This is a genomic window from Enterobacter cloacae complex sp. SHL022, assembly GCF_049237785.1.
GTDB lineage: Bacteria > Pseudomonadota > Gammaproteobacteria > Enterobacterales > Enterobacteriaceae > Enterobacter > Enterobacter hormaechei_C.
Window position 1 is genome coordinate 20739 of record NZ_JBMKJH010000009.1, and the last position, 24090, is coordinate 44828.

Below are 24090 nucleotides of genomic sequence, written 5' to 3' on the forward strand. Positions count from 1 at the left end.
TTTCGGAAAAACGGGCTAAACGGGGTACAATTCGGAAGGTATAGTTAATTTCTGACAAGAATCAGCATCGCCCTTATGACCCAAATCATTCCCTCAGACTTCGACATTGCAGCCGAAGAGAGCGCAGAGTTCGTGCCCATGCGCGGTGTGGCTAACCCTCACCTGCAAACCATGCTGCCGCGCCTGATCCGCCGCAAGGTACAGTTCACCCCGCACTGGCAACGCCTGGATTTGCCGGATGGCGACTTTTTGGATCTCGCCTGGAGCGAAGATCCGGATCGGGCCAGACATAAACCCCGTCTGGTAGTGTTTCACGGTCTGGAAGGCAGCCTGCACAGCCCTTACGCACACGGACTCATTGAGGCGGCGAAAGCCCGCGGCTGGCTTGGGGTGGTGATGCATTTTCGCGGATGCAGCGGCGAGCCTAATCGTCAGAAACGCATTTATCACTCGGGTGAAACCGAGGACGGCACCTGGTTCCTGCGCTGGCTAAGAGACAATTTCGGCGAGGCGCCAACGGCAGCGGTGGGGTATTCGCTGGGCGGCAATATGCTGGCCTGTCTGCTGGCGAAGGAGAGCGACGCCGTACCGCTGGATGCGGCGGTGATTGTCTCTGCGCCGTTTATGCTGGAGCAGTGCAGCTATCATATGGAAAAGGGCTTTTCGCGAGTGTACCAGCGCTACCTGCTCAACCTGCTGAAAGCCAACGCCGCGCGCAAGCTGAAGGCCTATCCGGATACGCTGCCTGTGACGCTGCAACAGCTCAAACGCGTGAAGCGCCTGCGCGAGTTTGATGATTTGATCACCTCGAAAATTCACGGTTTTGCCGATGCGATTGACTATTACCGTCAGTGCAGCGCCATGCCTTTACTGAATCAAATCACGAAACCCACGCTGATTATCCACGCCAAAGATGATCCGTTTATGGATCATCACTCGATCCCGGTGCCCGATCATCTGCCGGCCAACGTGGAGTATCAGCTCACCCAATTCGGGGGACACGTCGGTTTTGTCGGCGGCACGCTGCGTCGGCCAAAAATGTGGCTTGAGACGCGTATTCCCGACTGGTTAACGGCCTATCTGGACGGTAAAAAATGATTATTCCCTGGCAGGATCTCTCTCCCGACACGCTCGATAATCTGATTGAAAGCTTTGTCTTGCGCGAAGGCACCGATTATGGTGAACATGAACGTTCGCTTGAACAAAAGGTCAACGATGTTAAGCGCCAGCTTAAAAGCGGCGACGTGGTGCTGGTATGGTCCGAACTGCATGAGACGGTCAATATCATGCCCCGCAACGCGTTTCATGGCTGATCTTTACACTTTTCCAGTCAGGGAGTTGCTATGTCTGCCAGACATCCGGTTATTGCCGTTACGGGTTCGAGTGGGGCGGGAACCACTACCACCAGCCTCGCCTTCCGCAAGATCTTCGCCCAGCTTAACTTACGGGCGGCCGAGGTAGAAGGCGACAGCTTTCACCGCTACACGCGCCCGGAGATGGATATGGCCATCCGCAAGGCGCGCGATCTGGGTAAACACATCAGCTACTTCGGCCCGGAGGCCAATGACTTCGGCCTGCTGGAGCAAACCTTCCGTGAATACGGGCAAAGCGGTACCGGGCAGTCCCGCAAGTATCTCCACACCTACGATGAAGCCGTGCCCTGGAACCAGGTCCCCGGCACGTTCACGCCCTGGCAGCCGCTGCCGGAACCGACTGACGTGCTGTTTTACGAAGGATTGCACGGCGGCGTGGTGACGCCTCAGCACGACGTGGCGCGCCACGTGGATTTGCTGGTGGGGGTGGTGCCGATTGTTAACCTTGAGTGGATCCAGAAGCTGACGCGTGACATGAGCGAGCGCGGCCATTCGCGAGAGGCGGTCATGGACTCGGTGGTGCGCTCCATGGAAGATTACATCAACTTCCTGACGCCGCAGTTCTCCCGAACCCACATTAACTTCCAGCGCGTCCCCACCGTGGACACCTCCAACCCGTTCGCCGCAAAAAGCATCCCTTCCCTGGACGAGAGCTTTGTGGTGATCCACTTCCGCAACCTGGAAGGCATTGATTACCCCTGGCTGCTGGCGATGCTACAAGGTTCGTTTATTTCGCACATGAATACGTTAGTGGTGCCCGGGGGAAAAATGGGGCTGGCAATGGAACTTATCATGACACCGCTGGTGCAGCGGCTGATGGAAGGAAAGCAAATCGCGTGAACATGTTCCCTCTCCCCGTGGGAGAGGGTTAGGGTGAGGGCATCAACACGCACGATGCCCCAATAATTAAGCCTCTATCACTTCATACGAATGGGTGATGTTTACCGCTTTCTCCAGCATTAACGCCACAGAGCAGTATTTCTCCGCAGACAGGTCAACCGCACGCGAGACCGCCGCATCCTTCAGTTCTTTGCCGGTGACGATAAAGTGCAGATTAATATGCGTGAACAGGCGTGGCGCCTCTTCGCGACGTTCTGACGTCAGCTTCACTTCACAATCGGTCACGCCATGACGGCCTTTTTGCAGGATCGACACCACGTCGATCGCGCTGCATCCGCCCGCCGCCATCAGCACCATCTCCATCGGGCTTGGCGCTTTATCGCCGGAGTTGCCATCCATCAAAACCTGATGCCCGGAAGCAGACTCGCCCAGGAACGTTAACCCTTCAACCCATTTCACACGCGCTTGCATATTCACTCACTCCAACGTTGCATTTTTTATGACAGATTACGTGTACGTTACATTTCTCGCAACGGAAGGCGACCTGCGTCATGCTGAAGCGAGACACCAGGAGACACGCGGCGAAAGCTATGCTAAAACACTCTGGATGCTACAGTAATACATTGACGTTACACATGTATGCAGAGGACATCAAACTTTACTGGCTGCGAAACGTTACGACAGCCGACTTCCCAGGTATGGGTAAGAATTCGATTGCAACCCCAGAGTCCGGATGCATCTTATGACTCTGGTGACAGCTTATAACAGAGGATAACAGCGCATGGTGCTTGGCAAACCGCAAACAGACCCGACTCTCGAATGGTTCTTGTCTCATTGCCACATTCATAAGTACCCATCAAAGAGCACGCTGATTCACCAGGGTGAAAAAGCGGAAACGTTGTATTACATCGTTAAAGGCTCGGTGGCCGTGCTGATCAAAGATGAAGAAGGGAAAGAGATGATCCTTTCTTATCTGAACCAGGGCGATTTTATCGGTGAACTGGGCCTGTTTGAAGAAGGCCAGGAACGTAGCGCCTGGGTTCGTGCAAAAACAGCATGTGAAGTGGCTGAAATTTCTTATAAGAAATTCCGTCAGCTGATTCAGGTCAACCCTGACATCCTGATGCGTCTCTCTTCCCAGATGGCACGCCGTCTGCAAGTGACCTCTGAGAAGGTAGGTAACCTCGCCTTCCTGGACGTAACCGGTCGTATCGCGCAGACGCTGCTGAACCTGGCGAAACAACCAGACGCCATGACTCACCCTGACGGTATGCAAATTAAAATTACCCGCCAGGAAATCGGTCAGATCGTCGGCTGCTCCCGTGAAACAGTGGGCCGTATCCTGAAGATGCTGGAAGATCAGAACCTGATCTCCGCCCACGGTAAAACCATCGTGGTTTACGGGACCCGTTAATTCCGGTCAAACGGCGTGCCGCCGCAGGGTGGCACGCCGTTTTTGTCTCTACTCCTCATGTGGCGCAGGCTGATCTATCACCCGGAAGTTAACTACGCACTGCGACAAACGCTGGTGTTGTGTCTTCCCGTGGCCGTGGGCCTGATCCTCGGACATCTTCAGCAAGGCCTGCTGTTTTCCCTCGTGCCCGCCTGCTGCAACATTGCCGGTCTGGATACGCCCCATAAACGCTTTTTTAAACGTCTGATTATTGGCGGCTGCCTGTTTGCCGGCTGTAGCCTTGCCGTACAGCTCTTACTGGCCCGCGACATTCCTCTGCCTCTGATCCTGACCGTGCTGGCGATGACGCTCGGCGTCACCGCCGAAATCAGCTCGCTACACGCCCGCCTGCTTCCCGCGTCGCTGATTGCCGCCATCTTCACCTTAAGCCTTGCAGGCAACATGCCGGTGTGGGAGCCATTGCTGATCTACGCCCTCGGCACGCTGTGGTACGGGCTGTTTAACTGGTTCTGGTTCTGGCTGTGGCGGGAACAGCCGCTGCGCGAATCCCTGAGCCTGCTCTACGTGCAGCTTGCTGAATACTGCGAAGCAAAATACACCCTGCTCACTCAACATACCGACCCGGAAAAATCCCTGCCGCCGCTACTGGCGCGCCAGCAAAAAGTGGTGGATCTGATCAGCCAGTGCTATCAGCAGCTGCACATGCTTGCCGCCAACAAAAATCATGAATACAAGCGGCTGCTGCGAATCTTCCAGGTCGGGCTGGATTTGCAGGAGCATATCTCCGTCAGCCTTCATAATCCGGAAGAGGTGCAAAAGCTGGTGGAGCGCAGCCATGCAGAAGCGGTGATCCGCTGGAACGCGCAGACCGTCGCGGCCCGCCTGCGGGTGCTGGCTGACGATATCCTCTATCACCGCTACCCGACGCGCTTTAACATGGACAAACAGCTCGGCGCGCTGGAAAAGATTTCGCGTCAGCACGCGGATAACCCGGTCGGGCAATTTGCTGCCTGGCATTTCAGCCGCATCGCCCGGGTGTTACGCACCCAGCGCCCGCTTTATGCCCGCGACCTGATGGCCGATAAGCAAAAACGGCTGCCGCTGCTGCCCGCGCTCAAAAGCTATCTTTCACTGAAATCTTCTGCCCTGCGCAATGCCGCACGGATCAGTGTGATGCTGAGCATCGCCAGCCTGATGGGAATGGCCCTGCACCTGCCGAAACCCTACTGGATCTTAATGACCGTACTGTTTGTTACCCAGAACGGCTATGGCGCCACGCGGGTCCGTATTCTGCATCGGGCGGGCGGCACGATGGCGGGGCTGATTATCGCGGGCATAACGCTGCACTTCCACGTGCCGGAGGGCTATACCCTGGCCGGTATGCTGGCAATCACGCTGGTGAGCTATCTGATTATCCGCAAAAACTACGGCTGGGCGATGGTGGGCTTTACGGTGACGGCGGTGTATACCCTTCAACTGCTCACGCTTAACGGGGAACAGTTTATTATTGCCCGTCTGGTCGATACGCTGATTGGCTGCCTGATCGCCTTTGGCGGCATGGTCTGGCTGTGGCCGCAGTGGCAAAGTGGATTACTGAGGCAGAACGCCCACGACGCGCTGGAAGCTGACCAGCAGGCCATTCGTCTGATACTGAGCGATGACCCACAGCCCTCTCCGCTGTCCTACGAGCGCATGAAGGTCAACCAGGCGCATAACGCCCTGTTCAACTCCCTTAACCAGGCCATGCAGGAGCCGGGCTTTAACGCGCACTATCTGGCTGACATGAAGCTGTGGGTCACGCACAGCCAGTTTATCGTCGAGCACATCAATGCCATGACGACGCTGGCGCGGGAGCACACGATGCTGACGCCGGATCTGGCGCAGCGCTATTTGCAGTCGTGTGAAATTGCGTTGCAGCGCTGTCAGCAGCGCCTGGAGTATGATGCACCGGGCGAGTCAGGGGATTCGAACATTCTGGAAGCGCCGGAGACGCTGACCCACGGGCCGATGAGCACCCTTGAGCAGCATTTACAGCGCGTTCTCGGCCACCTGAACACCATGCACACCATTTCGTCGGTGGCATGGCGTCAGCGCCCGCATCACGGGATTTGGTTAACGCGCCGGTTAAAACGAACCGCGTATTAGCCGCTGACGATCTTCGCGACCGCCGCGGCAAAACGGGTTAATCCGTCTTCGATGTCTTTGTCTTCCACCACAAGCGATGGCGCAAAGCGCATCACGTCCGGCCCGGCATTGAGCACCATGACGCCTTCATGCGCGGCGGCGTGCAGGAAATCGCGCGCGCGGCCTTTATACTGAGGCTTCAACTCGGCGCCAATCAGCAGCCCCATTCCGCGGATTTCGCTGAAGACATCAAACTGTTCGTCAATCTGCTGAAGATGTTTCACAAACAGATCGCGTTTCGCATTCACGCCATTCAGGACGTCCGGCGTATTAATGATATCGAACGCCGCACCCGCCACGGCACACGCCAGCGGATTACCGCCGTAGGTGGAGCCGTGTGAGCCCACATGAAATGCGGAAGCGATATCCTGGGTAGTGAGTACCGCACTGACCGGGAAACCGCCGCCGAGCGCTTTCGCGCTGGTCAGAATATCCGGCGTTACGCCGTAGTGCATATAAGCGAACAGATCCCCGGTACGCCCCATCCCACACTGCACTTCATCAAACACCAGCAACGCCTGGTGCTCGTCGCACAGTTCGCGCAGCCCTTGCAGAAATTCCGGGGTGGCCGCCGTGACGCCGCCTTCCCCCTGAATGGGCTCGACCACCACGGCACAGGTGTGATCGTCCATCACCGCTTTAACGGCGTGCAGATCGTTAAACGGCACGTGGATGATATCCGCAGGTTTCGGACCAAAGCCGTCGGAATACTTCGGCTGGCCGCCCACGGAAACGGTAAAGAACGAGCGACCGTGGAAGGCGTTATGGAAGGCGATGATTTTGGTTTTGTACGGACTATGACGCGTGGTTGCGTAGTAGCGCGCCAGCTTAAAGGCGGTTTCGTTGGCTTCGGTGCCGGAGTTCATAAACAGCACGCGTTCTGCGAAGGTGGCATCGATGATCTTACGCCCCAGACGCAGCGCCGGTTCGTTGGTGAACACGTTGCTGGTGTGCCACAGCGTTTCGCCCTGCGTTTTCAGCGCGTCCACCAGCGCAGGATGGCAATGGCCCAGTGCCGTCACCGCAATACCGCCTGCGAAATCAACATACTCGTTGCCCTGCTGATCCCAGACGCGGCTACCTCTCCCTTTCACCGGGATAAACTCAGCCGGTGCATAAATCGGCAGGATCACTTCATCGAATGTCGCGCGGGTAATTGCTGGTTGTTCAGTTGCCATGTCATGACCATCCATTTTTATGTCACAGTTATTGTGAAAATATAATCACAAAATATGCATAAAAAATCACAGCAAGGCAACCGATATTCAGCGATTAAGGAAATTAGCCAGTAGCGCGTGCCCCTGTTCGCTGAGAATGCTTTCCGGGTGGAACTGCACACCTTCCAGATCGTACTCGCGGTGGCGAATGCCCATGATCTCCTGCGTCTCGCTCCAGGCGGTAACCTCAAAGCAGGCCGGCAGGGTCGGCGGATCAATAATCAGAGAATGGTAGCGCGTCACGGTTAACGGATTGTTTAGCCCCAGGAATGCGCCGGTACCGGTGTGTGTGATCGGTGAGGTTTTGCCATGCATGACTTTCGCGGCACGGACAATGGTGGCGCCAAAGACCTGCGCAATGGCCTGGTGACCCAGGCAGACGCCCAGAATCGGCAGTTTGCCCGCATAGTGTTGGATTACCGCCAGCGAGATGCCGGACTCCGACGGGGTACACGGCCCGGGCGAAATCACGATTTTCTGAGGTGCCAGCGCGTCAATGTCATCCAGCGCGATCTCATCGTTACGGCGGACAACCACCTCTGCCCCCAGCTCGCAAAAATACTGGTAGAGGTTCCAGGTAAAGGAATCATAGTTATCAATCAGCAGAATCATGACGGCTCCTGAAAAAATGGCCGCCCTATTTTACGCAGATTCCCGCGCTTCGCTCACAACTTTGGCGAAGATGACGTTCAGGGCGGTCAAATCCCCCATCGCCCCGCTCTGGTTGGCGGCAGCCCAGTCGTCCGGGTCGATCCCCTGCCAGTTCAGCACGTAGCCCGCATGAATAGCCAGTTGTTCAAAGAAGATCCGCTGGGCCACGCCATTACCGCTCATAAACGGATGTAGCATGTTGATTTCACAGTAGTAATGACTGATTCTGTCTGTAAACTCTTCTTTCTGAAGGCCTACCAGATATTTATCACTTTCCAGCGAAGCCATCAGCTCATTACCCACTTTCTCGATGTACTCGAAATGGCAAAAAGGAATGTCGCCCTTGGAAATATCGGCGGTGCGCAGCTCGCCCGCGCTTTTCATTTCGTTGCGGAATAAATGGCGGTGAATAAGACACAGATGGGGTAAACCCGGTGCGGAAGGCCCCAGTTCCAGCGTCTCGATATCGGGTTCAGCGGGCCCCTTACCTTTTTCAAGGAGGCAGCTGGCCTGAAAATTGACACTACGTTGTTGCTCCCAGAGACGGGATTTTTGCTTGTCGGTGAGTTTTTTCACTACGCCTCCCTGAATAGTCCGTTTGCCACAAGTATAAGCAGCAAAACGCGCTTTCGCAGGGAGGGCGGAAAGACACGGGCAGGATATGCCCGTGTGGACGAACGATTACGGCAGCACTTTCGCGGAGAGAATGACGACAGGCTTAGTCGGCACATTCTGGTATGGACCGACATCGTGAGTCTGAACCTGAGAGATCTTATCCGCCACGTCCATGCCTTTCACCACTTTGCCAAACACCGCGTAGCCAAAGTCGCGCTGACCGTGGTCCAGGAAGGCGTTATCAGCCACGTTGAGGAAGAACTGGCTGGTGGCGCTGTCTTTGTCCGCCGTACGCGCCATGGAGATGGTGCCGCGCTTGTTCAACAGGCCGTTGTCAGCTTCATTTTTGATGGGCGGGTTGGGCTGTTTCTGCTGCATCTGCTCGTTAAAACCGCCACCCTGAATCATAAAGCCCGGGATCACGCGGTGGAACGTGGTGTTGTTATAAAAACCACTGTTCACGTAGTCGAGGAAGTTTTTCACCGAAACAGGGGCTTTCTGGCTATTCAGCTCCAGCTCAATATTCCCCGCAGAGGTAGTCAGCAGGACGTGAGGGTCTCCTTTGGCTGCCAGCGCAGCAGGGGAAACGGCAGAAAGAGCAAACACAGCTGCAACAGCCGCCAGTGTTGATTTGAGCATGAGAATTCCTTAACAAAGCGCAGTATAAAAAGCGAATGGCTTGATTCTAAAGAGCAGTATGAACCCAGACCAGTCTTTTACCTAATTTTACCAAATTGAAACAATTATTACCGCGCAAACGATTGTTCACCCTGCAACGTAATGTGATCTGCATCACGTTAAAACCTGCAATTGTGCTCAAAATTTTCTGAAAAGATTTAATTAGATCACTTTCGCGACTAAAATCTGCCCGCTCAAACGCAGTCATTGCGTTTTTCTTTACTTTTAACAGGCCAGACATGACTAACAGCAATCGCATCAAGCTCACATGGATCAGCTTCTTCTCTTACGCCCTGACCGGCGCGTTGGTGATCGTCACCGGGATGGTGATGGGAAATATCGCAGACTACTTCCAGCTGCCCGTTTCCAGCATGAGTAACACCTTCACCTTCCTGAACGCGGGGATCCTGATCTCTATTTTCCTTAATGCATGGCTGATGGAAATCGTGCCGCTGAAAACGCAGCTGCGTTTTGGCTTCGTGCTGATGGTTGCCGCCGTGGCGGGCCTGATGTTGAGCCACAGCATCGCCCTCTTCTCTGCCGCCATGTTCGTACTGGGCCTGGTGAGCGGGATCACCATGTCGATCGGTACGTTTCTGATTACGCACATGTATGAAGGCCGCCAGCGCGGCGCGCGTCTGCTGTTCACCGACTCCTTCTTCAGCATGGCCGGGATGATTTTCCCGATGGTCGCCGCGTATCTTCTGGCGCGCAGCATTGAGTGGTACTGGGTATATGCCTGCATTGGTCTGGTCTATGTCGCGATCTTTATTCTCACCTTCGGCTGCGAGTTCCCGGTGCTGGGCAAAAAAGCGCAGACTACATCCGAGCCGGTTGCGAAAGAAAAATGGGGTATCGGCGTACTGTTCCTCTCCATCGCCGCGCTGTGTTACATCCTCGGCCAGCTGGGCTTTATCTCCTGGGTTCCTGAGTATGCGAAAGGTCTGGGCATGAGCCTGAACGACGCGGGTAAACTGGTGAGCGATTTCTGGATGTCTTACATGTTCGGCATGTGGGCGTTTAGCTTTATCCTGCGCTTCTTCGACCTGCAACGGATCCTGACCGTTCTGGCGGGTCTGGCGACCGTGCTGATGTATCTGTTCATCAACGGTTCCCCGGAGCATATGCCGTGGTTCATCCTGACCCTGGGCTTCTTCTCCAGCGCGATTTATACCTCGATCATCACCCTTGGCTCTCTTCAGACCAAAGTGGCATCGCCAAAGCTGGTGAACTTCGTGCTGACCTGCGGCACCATCGGCACCATGCTGACCTTCGTGGTCACGGGCCCGATTGTTGCGCACAGCGGCCCGCTGGCGGCGCTGCATACCGCTAACGGTCTGTACGCCGTAGTGTTTATCATGTGCTTCGTGCTGGGCTTTGTGACCCGTCACCGTCAACACAACCCGGCAACAGCTACCCACTAATCGCCGTAACCCCTTTGCGTACTGCAAAGGGGTTTCCCCTGTGCTCACCCGCCCTGCCCGCCGATGGGTAAAAACCCCATTAATTTTGTGCGAAAAACGAACAAGCACAAAAATCAAACAATATCCGTCACTTATAAAAATCCTGACAAATCATAGATATACCCCCTAAGGGGTAGGTGAAGGCGTATTTGATTTGCATCAATAAGTGCCCCTGCTGAATCGTTAAGGTAAGCAGTAATAGAAAAGAAATCGAGGCAAAAATGAGCAAAGTCAGACTCGCTATCATCGGTAACGGCATGGTCGGCCACCGCTTTATTGAGGATCTTCTCGATAAAGCCGATGCTGAGCAGTTCGATATTACCGTGTTCTGTGAAGAACCCCGCAAGGCGTACGACCGTGTGCACTTGTCTTCTTACTTCTCTCACCATACCGCCGAAGAGCTCTCTCTGGTGCGTGAAGGGTTCTACGAGAAGCATGGCGTAAAAGTGCTGGTGGGCGAACGCGCTATCACCATCAACCGTCAGGAGAAAGTAATCCACTCCAGCGCCGGACGTACGGTTTTTTACGATAAGCTGATCATGGCGACGGGCTCGTATCCGTGGATCCCGCCTATTAAAGGGTCGGAAACCCAGGATTGTTTCGTTTACCGTACCATTGAAGACCTCAACGCCATCGAATCCTGCGCACGTCGAAGCAAACGCGGCGCGGTTGTCGGCGGTGGTCTGCTGGGTCTGGAAGCGGCAGGCGCGCTGAAAAACCTCGGCGTTGAAACCCACGTTATCGAATTTGCCCCGATGCTGATGGCCGAACAGCTCGACCACATGGGTGGCGATCAGCTGCGCCGTAAGATCGAAAGCATGGGCGTGAAAGTTCACACCAGCAAAAACACCAAAGAGATCGTTCAGGAAGGGACTGAAGCACGCAAAACCATGCGCTTTGCCGACGGCAGCGAGCTGGAAGTGGACTTCATCGTCTTCTCCACCGGTATCCGCCCGCGCGACAAGCTGGCAACGCAATGCGGTCTGGCCGTCGCGCAGCGCGGTGGGATCATGATTAACGACACCTGCCAGACCTCCGACCCGGATATTTACGCCATCGGCGAATGCGCCAGCTGGAACAACCGCGTATTCGGCCTGGTCGCGCCTGGGTACAAAATGGCGCAGGTCGCCGTGGATCATATCCTGGGCAGCGAAAACGCCTTCACCGGCGCAGACATGAGCGCCAAGCTGAAGCTGCTGGGCGTGGACGTGGGCGGTATTGGCGATGCGCATGGTCGCACCCCGAACTCCCGCAGCTATGTTTATCTGGACGAAAGCAAAGAAGTCTACAAACGTCTTATCGTCAGCCAGGACAACAAAACCCTGCTCGGGGCGGTGCTGGTGGGCGACACCAGCGACTTCGGCAACCTGCTCCAGCTGGTATTGAACGCCATTGAGCTGCCGGAAAACCCGGACGCGCTGATCCTCCCGGCGCACGCCTCCAGCGGTAAGCCGTCCATCGGTGTGGATAAACTGCCGGACAGCGCGCAAATCTGTTCCTGCTTCGACGTCACCAAAGGCATGCTGATCTCCGCCATTAACAAAGGCTGCCACACCGTTGCGGCGCTGAAGGCGGAAACCAAAGCCGGGACCGGCTGCGGCGGCTGTATCCCGCTGGTCACCCAGGTGCTGAACGCCGAGCTGGCAAAACAGGGCATTGAAGTGAACAACAACCTGTGCGAGCACTTCGCTTACTCTCGCCAGGAGCTGTACCACCTGATCCGCGTGGAAGGCATTAAGTCCTTTGACGAACTGCTGGAGAAACACGGCCAGGGCTATGGCTGTGAAGTATGTAAGCCTACTGTTGGTTCGCTACTTGCGTCCTGCTGGAACGAATATGTGCTCAAACCAGAACACACTCCGCTTCAGGACACCAACGATAACTTCCTGGCCAATATTCAGAAAGACGGGACTTACTCGGTGATCCCGCGTTCTGCCGGGGGGGAAATCACCCCTGAAGGGCTGGTCGCCGTGGGCCGTATCGCCCGTGAGTTTAACCTGTACACCAAAATCACCGGTTCCCAGCGTATCGGCCTGTTCGGCGCGCAGAAAGATGACCTGCCGGAAATCTGGCGTCAGCTGATTGAAGCGGGCTTTGAAACCGGTCACGCGTACGCCAAGGCGCTGCGCATGGCGAAAACCTGCGTGGGCAGCACCTGGTGCCGCTACGGCGTGGGCGACAGCGTGGGCTTCGGCGTAGAGCTGGAAAACCGCTACAAAGGCATCCGTACGCCGCACAAAATGAAGTTCGGCGTCTCAGGGTGTACCCGCGAATGTGCGGAAGCGCAGGGTAAAGACGTGGGTATTATTGCCACCGAGAAAGGCTGGAACCTGTACGTGTGCGGCAACGGCGGGATGAAACCGCGCCACGCGGACCTGCTGGCGGCGGATCTCGATCGCGACACGCTGATTCAGTATCTCGACCGCTTCATGATGTTCTACATCCGTACCGCCGATAAGCTGACCCGTACCGCCTCCTGGCTCGATAACCTCGAAGGCGGCATCGACTACCTGAAGTCGGTCATTATCGACGACAAGCTGGGCCTGAATGAACAGCTGGAATCCGAGATGACTCGACTGCGCGAGGCGGTGATCTGCGAGTGGACCGAAACCGTGAACACGCCAGCGGCGCAGACGCGCTTCAAACACTTTATCAACAGCACCCAGCGCGACCCGAACGTGCAGGTGGTGCCGGAGCGTGAACAGCATCGTCCAGCGACCCCGTATGAACGTATTCCGGTGATGCTGGTGGAGGAAAACGCATGAGCCAGTGGGTAAACATCTGCAATATTAACGACATTCTGCCAGCAACCGGCGTCTGTGCCCTGCTGGGCAACGAGCAGGTGGCGATTTTCCGTCCTCGCCACGATGAACAGGTCTATGCCATCAGCAATATCGACCCGTTCTTCGAGGCCAGCGTGCTCTCCCGCGGTCTGATTGCGGAGCACCAGGGCGAACTGTGGGTTGCCAGCCCGCTGAAAAAGCAGCGCTTCCGCTTAACCGACGGGCGCTGCATGGAAGATGAAAGCTTCTCGGTCAAACACTACGACGTCCGCGTGAAGGACGGCGAGGTGCAGCTGAAAGGGTAACCCCTCGCCTTTTCAATAGGAAAGGCTTATGACCCCTTATGGGTAACGGCAGGAAAAACCGTATGTTCTGTACGATTCCTGCTGTTATCCTGACGTCAATTCTTCCCCCGCCATGAATGCTGTGAGGTAACGTCGTGGATCACCTGCCGATTTTTTGTCAATTACGCAACCGCGACTGCCTGCTCGTGGGCGGCGGCGATGTGGCTGAACGCAAGGCGCGCCTGCTGTTAGAGGCGGGCGCCCGACTGACCGTTAACGCCCTCACCTTCGCCCCACAGTTTGACGTCTGGGCGCAGGAAGGGATGCTCACCCAGGTGCAGGGCGAATTTGATGAATCCCTGCTGGATACCTGCTGGCTGACCATCGCCGCAACGGATAACGATGACGTTAACCAGCGCGTCAGCGACGCCTGCGAAGCGCGCCGCATCTTCTGTAACGTGGTGGATGCGCCGAAAGAGGCGAGCTTTATCATGCCGTCGATTATCGACCGTTCACCGCTGATGATTGCGGTGTCGTCCGGTGGCCGCTCGCCCGTTCTTGCCCGTCTGCTGCGGGAAAAACTGGAAGCCGTGCTGCCGCAGCATCTTGGCCAGATTGCCCAATACGCCGGGCAGCTGCGTTCCCGCGTGAAGCAAACCTTCGCAACCGTGGGCGAACGCCGTCGCTTCTGGGAGAAGTTCTTTGTCAACGACAGGCTGGCGCAGTCGCTGGCCAATCAGGACACCAAAGCCGTTGAAGAGACGACCGAACAGCTCCTGAGCGAGCCGCTGGACCATCGCGGTGAAGTGGTACTGGTGGGCGCAGGTCCCGGCGATGCGGGCCTGCTGACGCTGAAGGGTCTCCAGCAGATCCAGCAGGCGGACATCGTGGTGTATGACCGTCTGGTCTCTGATGACATCATGAATCTGGTACGCCGCGATGCTGACCGCGTGTTCGTCGGCAAACGGGCAGGTTATCACTGCGTACCGCAGGAGGAGATCAACCAGATCCTGCTGCGGGAAGCGCAGAAAGGAAAGCGTGTGGTGCGTCTGAAAGGGGGCGATCCCTTTATCTTTGGTCGCGGCGGCGAGGAGCTGGAAACTCTCTGCAACGCGGGCATTCCATTCTCCGTGGTGCCGGGTATTACGGCGGCATCCGGCTGTTCTGCCTATTCCGGCATTCCGTTAACCCATCGCGACTATGCCCAGAGCGTGCGCCTGGTGACGGGCCACCTGAAAACCGGCAGCGAGCTGGACTGGCATAATCTGGCCGCTGAAAAGCAGACGCTGGTCTTCTACATGGGGCTAAATCAGGCAGCCACGATTCAGGCGAAACTGCTGGAGCACGGCATGGAAGCAGATATGCCGGTCGCACTGGTGGAAAACGGCACCGCCATTACGCAGCGCGTGGTCGATGGCGTGCTGACGCAGCTGGGTGAGCTGGCGCAGCAGGTTGAAAGCCCGGCGCTGATCGTGGTGGGCCGCGTGGTAGCACTGCGTGAAAAACTGAACTGGTTCTCCAGCCACTAACGCACAATCTCTCTCCCGGGAGTAGTCTTGAAGCGGACTACTCCCTTCTTACCTCAATCGATAACATACCGCCCGCATAATGGAACTTTTCCATTTATTCCCTCGTGTTACATCCAATTTTAGATTTTTAGACAAGGAATGCGTATGTTCAAACTGGCTAAAGCTGCCGTTCTGGTCGGCCTGTTATCAACTCTGACGGCCTGCACCGGTCACGTTCAAAATACTAAAAATAATTGCAGCTATGATTACCTGCTGCATCCGGCGATCTCCATTTCGAAGATCATTGGCGGTTGCGGCCCGGCGGCACAGCAGTAAGCGTTTTTCAGGCGTAAAAAAACCGGGAATTTCCCGGTTTTTTTATTGAGTCCGTATTTGTCGGGTGGCGGCTTAAGGTTTCGCCACAAACCCAATCGCCTCGTACACCGCTTTCAGGGTTTCCGACGCGCGCGCGCTGGCTTTTTCTGCGCCCTCTTTCATCACTTTTTGCAGGAAAGCTTCGTCGTTACGGTAACGGTGATAGCGCTCCTGCAACTCGGTCAGCATGCCGGAAACGGCGTCTGCCACTTCGCCTTTCAGGTGGCCGTACATCTTGCCTTCAAAGTGTTTTTCCAGCTCAGGGATGCTCTGTCCGGTCACACCGGAGAGAATGTCCAGCAGGTTGGATACGCCCGCTTTGTTCTGCACGTCGTAGCGCACCACTGGCGGCTCATCGGAGTCGGTCACCGCACGCTTGAGCTTTTTCACCACCGATTTCGGATCTTCCAGCAGGCCGATAACGTTGTTGCGGTTATCGTCAGACTTGGACATCTTTTTGGTCGGCTCCAGCAGGGACATCACGCGCGCGCCGGATTTCGGAATAAACGGCTCAGGCACTTTGAACACGTCGCCGTAAAGCGCATTGAAGCGCTGGGCAATATCGCGGCTCAGCTCCAGGTGCTGCTTCTGGTCTTCACCCACCGGCACCTGGTTGGTCTGGTACAGCAGAATGTCGGCCGCCATCAGCACCGGATAGTCAAACAGACCGGCGTTGATGTTCTCAGAGTAGCGCGCAGACTTATCCTTGAACTGGGTCATGCGGCTCAGCTCGCCGAAATAGGTGTAGCAGTTCAGCGCCCAGCCCAGCTGCGCGTGCTCTGGTACGTGAGACTGAACGAAAATGGTGCTCTTCTCGGGATCGATACCGCACGCCAGGTACAGCGCCAGCGTATCGAGCGTTGCTTTGCGAAGCTTCTCTGGATCCTGACGCGCGGTGATAGCATGCAAATCCACGATGCAGTAAATGCAGTGGTAGTCATCCTGCATGCTCACCCACTGACGTAACGCACCCATGTAGTTACCAATGGTCAGTTCACCTGAAGGCTGTGCGCCACTAAAAACGATGGGCTTAGTCATTATTCAATTCCTGATGTTCACTGTGCGAGAGCCCGAGTGCGGGCAACAAATCTTTGAAGTGGTCGAACACAACGTCCGGCTCACTCAGCGTAATGGCTTCACCGTAGTTGTAGCCGTAGGTCAACCCAACCGACGGGCAACCTGCCGCTCTGGCAGCCAGAATATCATTGCGGGAATCCCCGACAAAGAGCAGCTCCGCAGGTGCTAAGGATAATTTTCCTGCCACCAGCAATAGCGGTTCCGGATGCGGCTTTTTATTCTGTACGTCATCGCCGCCCACAATCACGGAGAAGTATTTCGCGATATCCAGCGCTTCCAGCAGAGGCGCAACGAACGGTGTCGGCTTGTTAGTTACCAGCCCCAGCGGGATGCCTTTAGCATATAGCGCGCTCAGCGTTTCAGCGACATCCGGGAACAGGAAGCTGCCCTCTTCGACGGTCTCTTCGTAGAAACGGTCGAACAGTTTGCGCAGAATACGCTGCTGCTCATCCTGGGGAATATCCGCGTGGTCAACACTCGGTTTACCTTGCGCGGAACGCTGAGAGGCACGCTCCTGACGAGCCCAGGTCAGCGCGCGCTCCATCAGCACGTCTGCACCGTTACCAATCCACGTCACGACGCGCTCTTCGCCTGCAACGGGGAGTTCAAGGGCATACAGCGCCTGATCGACGGCGCTGGTTAATCCTGGCGCGCTGTCGACCAGCGTGCCGTCGAGGTCAAATGCTACACCCCGAATAGCCTGCAATTTATCCATGACTTACCTTCGCCAGTTCACGGCGCATTTCATCAATGACTTTTTTGTAATCCGGTTGATCGAAGATGGCGGAGCCTGCGACGAACATATCCGCCCCTGCCGCCGCAATCTCACCGATGTTATTGACCTTCACGCCGCCGTCCACTTCCAGACGAATATCATAGCCAGACTCATCGATACGGCGGCGCACTTCACGCAGTTTGTCGAGGGTCTGAGGGATAAATGACTGACCACCAAAGCCCGGGTTGACGGACATCAGCAGGATCACGTCCAGCTTGTCCATCACGTAGTCGAGATAGCTCAGCGGGGTCGCCGGGTTAAAGACCAGCCCCGCCTTACAGCCGTTCTCTTTGATCAGCTGTAGCGTGCGGTCAACGTGTTCGGAGGCTTCCGGGTGGAAAGTGATGATGCTGGCACCCGCCGCGGCGAAATCGGGTACGATGCGGTCAACCGGTTTCACCATCAGATGCACGTCAATGGGCGCGGTGATCCCGTAGTTACGCAGCGCTTTAAGCACCATCGGACCGATGGTCAGGTTGGGAACGTAGTGGTTATCCATAACGTCGAAATGGACGACATCCGCGCCAGCCGCGAGAGCTTTGGCAGTGTCTTCACCCAGGCGGGCAAAATCGGCCGACAGAATTGAGGGGGCAATCAAAAACTGTTTCATCCGCATCTCCTTGAAATGTGTTTACCGGCGGGCAAAGGCTCAGGGTCGATAAAGCGCCAGAAGTTCGTCCACCTTTTTACGTGTGCCGCCGTTGCTGCTAATGCTACGCCGCACTTTTACCTGAAAATGCTTCGCGGCTTTGTACCATTCGCGCGTATCAGGCGTGTCGTGATTCGAAATTAACACCGGAATTCTTTTGCTGACCAGCTTTTCCGCCATCTCAGCCAGACGAGCCTGCTCGGCCGGGCTGAAGCTATTGGTGTGGTAGGCGGTGAAATTTGCCGTGGCAGACAGCGGCGCGTAAGGCGGGTCGCAGTAGACCACCGAGTTTACGCCCGCCAGCTCCATGCACTCTTCATATGAGAGACAGTAGAACTCGGCATTCTGTGCTTTTTCAGCAAAGTGATACAGCTCGTCCTGCGGGAAATAGGGACGCTTATAGCGGCCAAACGGCACGTTAAACTCGCCACGCAGATTATACCGGCACAGACCGTTGTAGCCATGGCGGTTGAGATAAAGAAACAACAGCGCGCGACGGAACGGATCCTGGCTTTGATTAAACTCAGCGCGGAACTGATAGTAGACGTCCGGGTTGTTGTTCTCTGGCGTAAACAGCTTCCGTGCCTCTTCCACATACTCATCGGTACGCAGTTTGACGATGTTATAGAGGCTAATAAGGTCGCTGTTGATATCCGCCAGGATATAACGAGAAAAATCGGTATTCAGGAACACCGATCCAGCACCCACGAAGGGCTCGATAAGACACTCGCCTTTCGGCAGGTGCTTTTTAATATCGTCGAGCAGGGGGTATTTCCCCCCTGCCCATTTCAGAAAAGCGCGATTTTTTTTCATGCTGACTAACTGATTACACCTTCTCCGGCTGTGGAGAAAGCTCCGACAGCATCCTGCGCTTTAAACATTACTTCAGATCGGCCTGCACCTGATGAATCGGCTTCGCCCACGGGTTTTTCGCCTGCACGTCGGCTGGCAGCGTGGAAACGGCACGTTTTGCTTCATCTTTGGAAGCATAAATACCACTCACCAGCACATACCACGGTTGACCGTTACGGGTCGTCTGATAAACCACGTAGTTTTTCAGATTCGATTTCTTCGCCCAGGCGTTGAGGTTGTCATAGTTAGACGAACTGCTCAGCTGAAGGGTGTAGTTGCTGGAAGAGGCCGACTGCAAAGAACCCACGTTGCCCGTCGTTTTACCTGGCGAAGCGCCCGTTTTGGCTGCGGGAGCCGCAGGTGTTGTTGCAGCAGGTGTTGTTGCAGCAGGTGCGGTTGTGGTCGCCGTTGCTTTCGGTGCAGCGGTTGCCGCAGGCGTTGGCGCTTTAACCGGCTGGCTCACCGCAGGTTTTGTCTGCGCTGGCGCTTTCGTTTCTGGCGCTTTTGCCACGGTCTGTGGTTTCGTCTCACGCTTCGGCTCAATCACAGCCTGCTTACGCTCCTGGCGTGGTGCAGTCTGCGTCTGGCGCGGTTTGGTTTCCGTTGCCGCCGTCTGCTGCTGGGCATTGCTGCCATGAACTGGCGCAACGGTGGCTGGTTCAGTTGGCAGCGTGGAGTTCACCACGGCAGCGTTAACCTGTTCCTGATTCTGCGGCTGCATCAGCGCGTTGTTCAGATCGCCCTGAACCTCAACACGCTGCTGGCCTTCAGGCGTAGCTGGCGCCTGGCCCTGAGTCGGGGTAGAAGAGACAGGCGGCAGAGAGATATCCTGACCGGCGCTGGTATTGCCTGCGGTCTGCTCTGCGGAAGTGGTGCCCGGCGCAGGCTGAGCGCCATTCGCCTGGTTGCTCGCATCGTTACCAGACAGGTCGATGCTCTTCTCGGCAGACGCGGTCTGCTCGGTAGAATGGGTAGAAGGGGCTTTTAGCGCGGAACCAATGCCGACAATAAGCAATACCAGCACCAGAACGCCAAGGCCCATCATGATGTACTGACGGGAGGCCGGTTTTGCCGCTACCGCTTTTTTACGCTTGCGCGGTCGACGTTCAACAGGCTGTTCATCCATTAACTCTTCTTCGGATTCAAACTCCTCGTCTTCACGCTCATTGCGCGCGTTGCGGCTACGCGAAGGGCGACGATCGTCTGCATCCAGATCGACATCGTCAAAGTTGATCTGCGGCTCGTTATCACGTTCTGAAGATTGACGAGAACGACCAGTACGACGATCGCTGGGATCGGGTTTCAGCTCGTCTTCTGGTTTGAATTCATCCATTTAACACCCCACTCAAAGGCTTCTGCCAACGACTCTGCATTAACCTGAAGCTAAAACGACCACCTGTTACAGCGGTCTGACCTTTCTAGTTGTTACGCTTGCTGACAATCAGCAATAGCGCCAAGTACGACTTCGTGCGGCACTCCGCCGCGCACTTCACTTTTCCCTATTGCAAGCGGGAGTACCAGACGCATCTCACCTGCTAATACTTTTTTATCGCGCATCATGTGGGGAAGGTACGCCTGCGCAGACATTTCCTGCGGACCACTTACCGGCAAGCCAGCACGTTTAAGCAACGCGATGATACGTGCTGTCTCTTCCGGCCTGAACTGCCCCAGACGTTCAGAGGCACGCGCCGCCATAACCATTCCGGCAGCGACAGCTTCACCGTGAAGCCAGTTACCGTAGCCCATTTCGGCTTCGATCGCATGACCAAACGTATGCCCCAGATTCAGTAAAGCACGTAAGCCGGTTTCACGCTCATCTGCGGCAACGACTTCTGCTTTCAGCTCACAACAACGGCGAATACAGTAGGCCATTGCCTGCCCGTCGAGGCGCAGCAGCGCATCCATATTCTCTTCCAGCCAGGTGAAGAACTCCCCGTCAAGAATAATGCCGTATTTGATCACTTCTGCAAGGCCGGACGCCAGTTCGCGCGCTGGCAAGGTTTTCAGACAGTCGAGATCCACCACCACCGAGGCAGGCTGGTAGAACGCGCCAATCATGTTTTTGCCGAGCGGATGGTTAACCGCCGTTTTACCGCCCACAGAAGAATCGACCTGTGAGAGCAACGTGGTTGGAATTTGAATAAAGCGCACGCCGCGCTGGTAGCTGGCGGCTGCAAAACCGGTCAGATCGCCCACAACGCCGCCGCCCAGGGCAAGCAGTGTTGTATCACGACCGTGCGGTTTTTGCAGAAGTGCGGTAAAGACGGTATCCAGTACCGTCAGGCTTTTGTACTGCTCGCCATCGGGCAGAATCACACTGTCGACCTTCACGCCCGCCTGCTCAAGCAGGTGACGTACACGGTCGAGATAAAGCGGAGCCAGCGTCTCGTTGGTGACCAGCATCGCCTGATCACCCGCTTTCAGTGGTAAGAAGGAAGCTGGGTCGTTAAACAAACCAGCCGCGATGGTGATAGGGTAACTACGTTCCCCGAGAGTAACTGTAATCCTCTCCATGACGCGACATCCACCTTAAATGCTTTTACCCGCAGGCGAGTGTATATATAGCCAGAATCAGTTGCTTTCCAGCATATGAATAATCTGGTTTGCAACCACTTTAGCGCTTTGATCGTCAGTACGAATGGTCACATCAGCAATCTCTTCGTACAGAGGATTGCGTTCATCGGCCAAAGCTTCCAGAACTTCACGTGGCGGTGTTTCAACCTGCAACAACGGGCGCTTTTTATCACGCTGCGTGCGTGCCAGCTGTTTTTCGATGGTCGTCTCAAGATAGACCACTACGCCACGGGCGGAGAGACGGTTGCGGGTTTCGCGAGATTTTACAGAGCCGCCGCCAGTTGCCAGCACAATGCCCTGTTTTTCCGTGAGTTCGTTGATCACTTTTTCTTCTCGGTCACGGAAACCTTCTTCGCCTTCTACGTCGAAGACCCAGCCCACATCCGCTCCGGTTCGTTTCTCAATCTCTTGATCAGAATCGTAAAATTCCATATTGAGTTGTTGAGCTAACTGACGCCCAATAGTGCTTTTGCCGGCACCCATAGGCCCAACCAGAAAGATATTGCGTTTCTCTGCCATTTTTTCGGTACTACTAAGACTATTCGTTAATGGTAATCCCCGCTGCGCAGACACCCGGCGTAGCAGGACATGAACTGAAACCTCATTTGCAATAGAGCGAGAGTCAGACGAAAAATTATCTCAATACTCCGGCTTGTTTGGCAACTGATTAAATCACCGTTGCCGGCGCATAAGGAAATAAGACGTAAGTCCAACTCAAATCGGTACTCCTTGTATGCTAATTCATGCCCCACGTCAAACATCTGCAACAAACTGAATGCAAAATCATTGCGGGGATCGTTACCCATTACTGAATACTGACCAGACGTGGCGTGATAAACACTACTAACTCGCGCCGTTCGTTATCTTTTCCGTCATGGCGGAACAGCTGACCCAGCCACGGAATGTTGCCCAGCACGGGCACGCTGTCGCGTCCGGTTTTATTCTTTTGCGAAAAGATCCCGCCCAGCGCGAGCGTTTCCCCACTTTTTACCTCAACCTGCGTTTCGATCTCCTGCTTATCGATCGCCAGCGTTTCGCCGTCTGCCTGTTGCAGCACCTGGCCGGGCATATTTTCACTGATATGCAGTTTCAGGCGCACACGACCACCCGGCAGAACCACCGGCGTGACCTCCATGCCTAATACCGCTTCTTTAAATTCAACGGATGTCGCCCCGCTCTCGCCGCTGGAAACCTGATACGGAATTTCGCTGCCCTGCTTGATGCTGGCCGGCTGCATGTGCGATGCCAGCAGCCGCGGGCTGGCGATGATATCCACCTGCTGCTTTTGCTCAAGCGCCGACAACTCAAGATCCAGCATCCTGCCGTTGATGCGCCCGATGTTAAACCCTGCGTGGGTGGTCGCACTGGCCACCGACAGGTCCGCACCCAGCGTCGTGACCTGACCCACTTTACTGGCCTCCGTTGCGTCAGCGAGGTTCCATTTCACCCCCAGTTCACGCAGGCTTTTTTCACTGATGGTCACAATCTGCGCCGCCAGTTCCACCTGCTCGACGGGCAGATCCATCTGCACAGCCCAGCGCTGGAGCATATCCACCACCGTCTGGTTATCCCTGACCAGGAAACGGTTGGTGCGCTTGTCGACGGAGAGACTGCCTTTCGGGCTTAAGAGCTTTTCCGCCGCTTTTTGCAATTCGGCCGCATCCGCATAAGCAAACGGAATGCTGTGAGAGTGCAGCGGGGCGTCGAGCAGACGCTGGGCCCGCTCCTGCTCTTTACGCGTCTGTTGCTCCCGTTGCCAGGCCGCCGTATGCACATAAAAAATGCCGCCCTCTTCCCGCAATACCAGCCCGGCGCTGTTCACTACCGTCTGAAGCGCCTGCCTCCAGGGCACCCGCGTTAAATTCAGCGAAAGCGAACCGCTGACATCCGGCGACACCACCAGATTGCGATCCTCCTGCGCTACCAGCGCCTGTAATATTTGCACCACCGGGACATCATCCACCAGCAGGGTGACCGGTTTTGGCGTCGCGGCCCACAGGGGCTGGCTGAGTACCGCCAGTAACAGCCCTATCCTTATCTTCACTTTTTTTCGTTCCTTCTCGTTGCCATGTCCATCGCTTCGGCTCGCACATATCGCCGACATCAACGGTCAGTTGTTGTCTATCTATCGCGCTCACCCGCCAGCCTGTCGGTAACCGCATCTGCGTTTTTACCCGGTGCCAGCGTTTCTGCCCGTCCTGCATAAGGCCGATATCCCTGCTGCCGCTGACTATCCCCTGATACCGCCACTGGCTGAGCTGCCCGGCTGCGCAACGCTCTTCCGGCACAGAGAAGGGATCCCGCATCCCGGTCAGGAAAAGCGGAGAAAGCAGGATGACTAAACGGGCTTTACTGCGCATGACCGATCTCCAGTTGCAGGCTGAGGCGTAACTGTTTGCCCTGTGGGATGATGGAAAACGCACTCACCCGCACGTTCTCAAGCGCCAGCCGGGAAAAGAGCGCCGGAACCGCGCCCCATGAGGCATCCAGCGCCAGCTCTCCCCCACTCTGCTGCGGCTTCCAGTACACCAGCCTTGCGTCCTCACGCTGAAATGCCAGGGGAGAAAAGGGCCGCGAGGGCGTCACTTGCGTAAACACTGCTTGCCGTCCGGCCTCTGGCCACAGCGAGGCGTTGATTCGCTTCGCACTGATGGCCTGCGCCTGAACATCGGCGTAACGCAGAGCAGCGGGCCTGAGCAGCAGTCCCCAAATTGCCCACGCAACAAGCCCCGACGCGATCAACCAGCAAAGGACGCGCCGGGAAGGACGTGCATCAGC

Annotated in this window: 25 protein-coding genes; 10 read left to right on the forward strand and 15 right to left on the reverse strand. The window is 55.9% G+C overall.

Features of this window, described 5'->3' with window-relative positions; genetic code table 11:
• The first annotated feature begins 75 nt into the window (after positions 1-75).
• Genes ACOTZD_RS18095 through ACOTZD_RS18105 form a run of 3 tightly spaced genes read left to right on the forward strand, consistent with a single transcriptional unit; the run spans position 76 to position 2213 of the window.
• Entirely contained in the window at positions 76-1098 is a 1023-nt protein-coding gene (locus ACOTZD_RS18095; protein WP_174402179.1) for a hydrolase, read from the forward strand.
• The gene (locus tag ACOTZD_RS18100; protein ID WP_014171926.1) at positions 1095-1313 is read left to right on the forward strand and encodes a YheU family protein; all 219 of its coding nucleotides are present in this window, start codon (positions 1095-1097) and stop codon (positions 1311-1313) included. The genes ACOTZD_RS18095 and ACOTZD_RS18100 overlap by 4 nt, the downstream gene beginning before the upstream one ends.
• 30 nt (positions 1314-1343) lie before the next feature.
• The gene (locus ACOTZD_RS18105; protein WP_003861663.1) at positions 1344-2213 is read left to right on the forward strand and encodes a phosphoribulokinase; all 870 of its coding nucleotides are present in this window, start codon (positions 1344-1346) and stop codon (positions 2211-2213) included.
• Positions 2214-2279: 66 nt separating this feature from the next.
• Here ACOTZD_RS18105 and ACOTZD_RS18110 read toward each other — a convergent pair whose 3' ends face one another.
• Entirely contained in the window at positions 2280-2684 is a 405-nt protein-coding gene (locus ACOTZD_RS18110) for an OsmC family protein (RefSeq protein ID WP_045345632.1), read from the reverse strand.
• Positions 2685-2994: 310 nt separating this feature from the next.
• Between ACOTZD_RS18110 and crp the strand changes: the two genes are divergently transcribed.
• Positions 2995-3627, forward strand: a complete 633-nt coding sequence (gene crp / locus ACOTZD_RS18115; protein ID WP_000242758.1) for a cAMP-activated global transcriptional regulator CRP — start codon at positions 2995-2997, stop codon at positions 3625-3627.
• Positions 3628-3684: 57 nt separating this feature from the next.
• On the forward strand, positions 3685-5772 hold the full coding sequence (locus ACOTZD_RS18120) for a YccS/YhfK family putative transporter (protein WP_174402181.1): 2088 nt from the start codon (positions 3685-3687) through the stop codon (positions 5770-5772).
• On the opposite strand, the gene argD is transcribed toward ACOTZD_RS18120, so the two are convergent.
• From argD to ppiA, 4 genes are all read right to left on the reverse strand, one after another.
• Positions 5769-6989: a bifunctional acetylornithine/succinyldiaminopimelate transaminase gene (gene argD, locus ACOTZD_RS18125; protein WP_003861656.1), complete on the reverse strand. Its 1221-nt coding sequence runs from the start codon at positions 6987-6989 to the stop codon at positions 5769-5771. The two genes, ACOTZD_RS18120 and argD, sit on opposite strands and share 4 nt — an antisense overlap.
• A gap of 87 nt (positions 6990-7076) precedes the next feature.
• Positions 7077-7640 carry an aminodeoxychorismate synthase component 2 gene (gene pabA, locus ACOTZD_RS18130; RefSeq protein WP_003861654.1) on the reverse strand — a complete coding sequence of 188 codons (564 nt, stop codon included), beginning with the start codon at positions 7638-7640 and terminating at the stop codon, positions 7077-7079.
• Between the two features lie 30 nt (positions 7641-7670).
• A complete protein-coding gene (locus tag ACOTZD_RS18135; protein ID WP_047654371.1) occupies positions 7671-8255 on the reverse strand; it encodes a putative adenosine monophosphate-protein transferase Fic in 585 nt (194 codons plus the stop codon).
• 105 nt (positions 8256-8360) lie between these two features.
• Positions 8361-8933 carry a peptidylprolyl isomerase A gene (ppiA, locus tag ACOTZD_RS18140; protein ID WP_048209887.1) on the reverse strand — a complete coding sequence of 191 codons (573 nt, stop codon included), beginning with the start codon at positions 8931-8933 and terminating at the stop codon, positions 8361-8363.
• A 278-nt stretch (positions 8934-9211) separates the two neighbouring features.
• Between ppiA and tsgA the strand changes: the two genes are divergently transcribed.
• The 5 genes from tsgA (at position 9212) to ACOTZD_RS18165 (ending at position 15346) form a co-directional block, all read left to right on the forward strand.
• Entirely contained in the window at positions 9212-10396 is a 1185-nt protein-coding gene (gene tsgA, locus ACOTZD_RS18145) for an MFS transporter TsgA (protein ID WP_003861648.1), read from the forward strand.
• A 260-nt stretch (positions 10397-10656) separates the two neighbouring features.
• Complete coding sequence (gene nirB / locus ACOTZD_RS18150) at positions 10657-13200, forward strand: nitrite reductase large subunit NirB (RefSeq protein ID WP_045349836.1); 2544 nt, start codon at positions 10657-10659, stop codon at positions 13198-13200.
• Positions 13197-13523: a nitrite reductase small subunit NirD gene (gene nirD, locus ACOTZD_RS18155; protein WP_022651948.1), complete on the forward strand. Its 327-nt coding sequence runs from the start codon at positions 13197-13199 to the stop codon at positions 13521-13523. The genes nirB and nirD overlap by 4 nt, the downstream gene beginning before the upstream one ends.
• A gap of 134 nt (positions 13524-13657) precedes the next feature.
• Positions 13658-15031: a siroheme synthase CysG gene (cysG, locus tag ACOTZD_RS18160; RefSeq protein WP_023323823.1), complete on the forward strand. Its 1374-nt coding sequence runs from the start codon at positions 13658-13660 to the stop codon at positions 15029-15031.
• 144 nt (positions 15032-15175) lie between these two features.
• Positions 15176-15346, forward strand: coding sequence for a YhfL family protein (locus ACOTZD_RS18165; RefSeq protein WP_008503029.1), 171 nt, complete (start codon positions 15176-15178; stop codon positions 15344-15346).
• Positions 15347-15418: 72 nt separating this feature from the next.
• Here the strand turns inward: ACOTZD_RS18165 and trpS are convergent, their stop codons facing one another.
• From trpS to ACOTZD_RS18215, 10 genes are all read right to left on the reverse strand, one after another.
• Positions 15419-16423 carry a tryptophan--tRNA ligase gene (trpS, locus tag ACOTZD_RS18170; protein WP_023298773.1) on the reverse strand — a complete coding sequence of 335 codons (1005 nt, stop codon included), beginning with the start codon at positions 16421-16423 and terminating at the stop codon, positions 15419-15421.
• Positions 16416-17177 carry a phosphoglycolate phosphatase gene (gene gph / locus ACOTZD_RS18175; protein WP_032608044.1) on the reverse strand — a complete coding sequence of 254 codons (762 nt, stop codon included), beginning with the start codon at positions 17175-17177 and terminating at the stop codon, positions 16416-16418. The genes trpS and gph overlap by 8 nt, the downstream gene beginning before the upstream one ends.
• On the reverse strand, positions 17170-17847 hold the full coding sequence (rpe, locus tag ACOTZD_RS18180) for a ribulose-phosphate 3-epimerase (RefSeq protein ID WP_003861634.1): 678 nt from the start codon (positions 17845-17847) through the stop codon (positions 17170-17172). Before rpe ends, gph begins: the two co-directional genes overlap by 8 nt.
• Before the next feature lie 39 nt (positions 17848-17886).
• On the reverse strand, positions 17887-18699 hold the full coding sequence (dam, locus tag ACOTZD_RS18185; protein ID WP_003861633.1) for an adenine-specific DNA-methyltransferase: 813 nt from the start codon (positions 18697-18699) through the stop codon (positions 17887-17889).
• 67 nt (positions 18700-18766) lie between these two features.
• The gene (gene damX, locus ACOTZD_RS18190; RefSeq protein WP_023323826.1) at positions 18767-20071 is read right to left on the reverse strand and encodes a cell division protein DamX; all 1305 of its coding nucleotides are present in this window, start codon (positions 20069-20071) and stop codon (positions 18767-18769) included.
• A 92-nt stretch (positions 20072-20163) separates the two neighbouring features.
• Positions 20164-21252, reverse strand: a complete 1089-nt coding sequence (gene aroB, locus ACOTZD_RS18195; protein WP_003861631.1) for a 3-dehydroquinate synthase — start codon at positions 21250-21252, stop codon at positions 20164-20166.
• 57 nt (positions 21253-21309) lie between these two features.
• Positions 21310-21831, reverse strand: coding sequence for a shikimate kinase AroK (aroK, locus tag ACOTZD_RS18200; RefSeq protein ID WP_003861630.1), 522 nt, complete (start codon positions 21829-21831; stop codon positions 21310-21312).
• Positions 21832-22117: 286 nt separating this feature from the next.
• A complete protein-coding gene (gene hofQ, locus ACOTZD_RS18205) occupies positions 22118-23356 on the reverse strand; it encodes a DNA uptake porin HofQ (RefSeq protein WP_023314949.1) in 1239 nt (412 codons plus the stop codon).
• Positions 23268-23672 (reverse strand): HofP DNA utilization family protein, encoded by a 405-nt coding sequence (locus ACOTZD_RS18210; RefSeq protein WP_003861627.1) that lies wholly within the window; start codon positions 23670-23672, stop codon positions 23268-23270. The genes hofQ and ACOTZD_RS18210 overlap by 89 nt, the downstream gene beginning before the upstream one ends.
• Positions 23662-23841, reverse strand: a complete 180-nt coding sequence (locus tag ACOTZD_RS18215) for a hypothetical protein (protein ID WP_022651950.1) — start codon at positions 23839-23841, stop codon at positions 23662-23664. The genes ACOTZD_RS18210 and ACOTZD_RS18215 overlap by 11 nt, the downstream gene beginning before the upstream one ends.
• Positions 23842-24090: the final 249 nt, after the last annotated feature.

Bases quoted from the DNA above. Each gene is read 5' to 3' on its own strand.
- ACOTZD_RS18095 (WP_174402179.1), top strand. From the start codon at position 76: ATGACCCAAATCATTCCCTCAGACTTCGACATTGCAGCCGAAGAGAGC.
- ACOTZD_RS18100 (WP_014171926.1), top strand. From the start codon at position 1,095: ATGATTATTCCCTGGCAGGATCTCTCTCCCGACACGCTCGATAATCTG.
- ACOTZD_RS18105 (WP_003861663.1), top strand. From the start codon at position 1,344: ATGTCTGCCAGACATCCGGTTATTGCCGTTACGGGTTCGAGTGGGGCG.
- ACOTZD_RS18110 (WP_045345632.1), bottom strand. From the start codon at position 2,684: ATGCAAGCGCGTGTGAAATGGGTTGAAGGGTTAACGTTCCTGGGCGAG.
- crp (WP_000242758.1), top strand. From the start codon at position 2,995: ATGGTGCTTGGCAAACCGCAAACAGACCCGACTCTCGAATGGTTCTTG.
- ACOTZD_RS18120 (WP_174402181.1), top strand. From the start codon at position 3,685: ATGTGGCGCAGGCTGATCTATCACCCGGAAGTTAACTACGCACTGCGA.
- argD (WP_003861656.1), bottom strand. From the start codon at position 6,989: ATGGCAACTGAACAACCAGCAATTACCCGCGCGACATTCGATGAAGTG.
- pabA (WP_003861654.1), bottom strand. From the start codon at position 7,640: ATGATTCTGCTGATTGATAACTATGATTCCTTTACCTGGAACCTCTAC.
- ppiA (WP_048209887.1), bottom strand. From the start codon at position 8,933: ATGCTCAAATCAACACTGGCGGCTGTTGCAGCTGTGTTTGCTCTTTCT.
- tsgA (WP_003861648.1), top strand. From the start codon at position 9,212: ATGACTAACAGCAATCGCATCAAGCTCACATGGATCAGCTTCTTCTCT.
- nirB (WP_045349836.1), top strand. From the start codon at position 10,657: ATGAGCAAAGTCAGACTCGCTATCATCGGTAACGGCATGGTCGGCCAC.
- nirD (WP_022651948.1), top strand. From the start codon at position 13,197: ATGAGCCAGTGGGTAAACATCTGCAATATTAACGACATTCTGCCAGCA.
- ACOTZD_RS18165 (WP_008503029.1), top strand. From the start codon at position 15,176: ATGTTCAAACTGGCTAAAGCTGCCGTTCTGGTCGGCCTGTTATCAACT.
- trpS (WP_023298773.1), bottom strand. From the start codon at position 16,423: ATGACTAAGCCCATCGTTTTTAGTGGCGCACAGCCTTCAGGTGAACTG.
- gph (WP_032608044.1), bottom strand. From the start codon at position 17,177: ATGGATAAATTGCAGGCTATTCGGGGTGTAGCATTTGACCTCGACGGC.
- rpe (WP_003861634.1), bottom strand. From the start codon at position 17,847: ATGAAACAGTTTTTGATTGCCCCCTCAATTCTGTCGGCCGATTTTGCC.
- dam (WP_003861633.1), bottom strand. From the start codon at position 18,699: ATGAAAAAAAATCGCGCTTTTCTGAAATGGGCAGGGGGGAAATACCCC.
- damX (WP_023323826.1), bottom strand. From the start codon at position 20,071: ATGGATGAATTCAAACCAGAAGACGAGCTGAAACCCGATCCCAGCGAT.
- aroB (WP_003861631.1), bottom strand. From the start codon at position 21,252: ATGGAGAGGATTACAGTTACTCTCGGGGAACGTAGTTACCCTATCACC.
- aroK (WP_003861630.1), bottom strand. From the start codon at position 21,831: ATGGCAGAGAAACGCAATATCTTTCTGGTTGGGCCTATGGGTGCCGGC.
- ACOTZD_RS18210 (WP_003861627.1), bottom strand. From the start codon at position 23,672: ATGCGCAGTAAAGCCCGTTTAGTCATCCTGCTTTCTCCGCTTTTCCTG.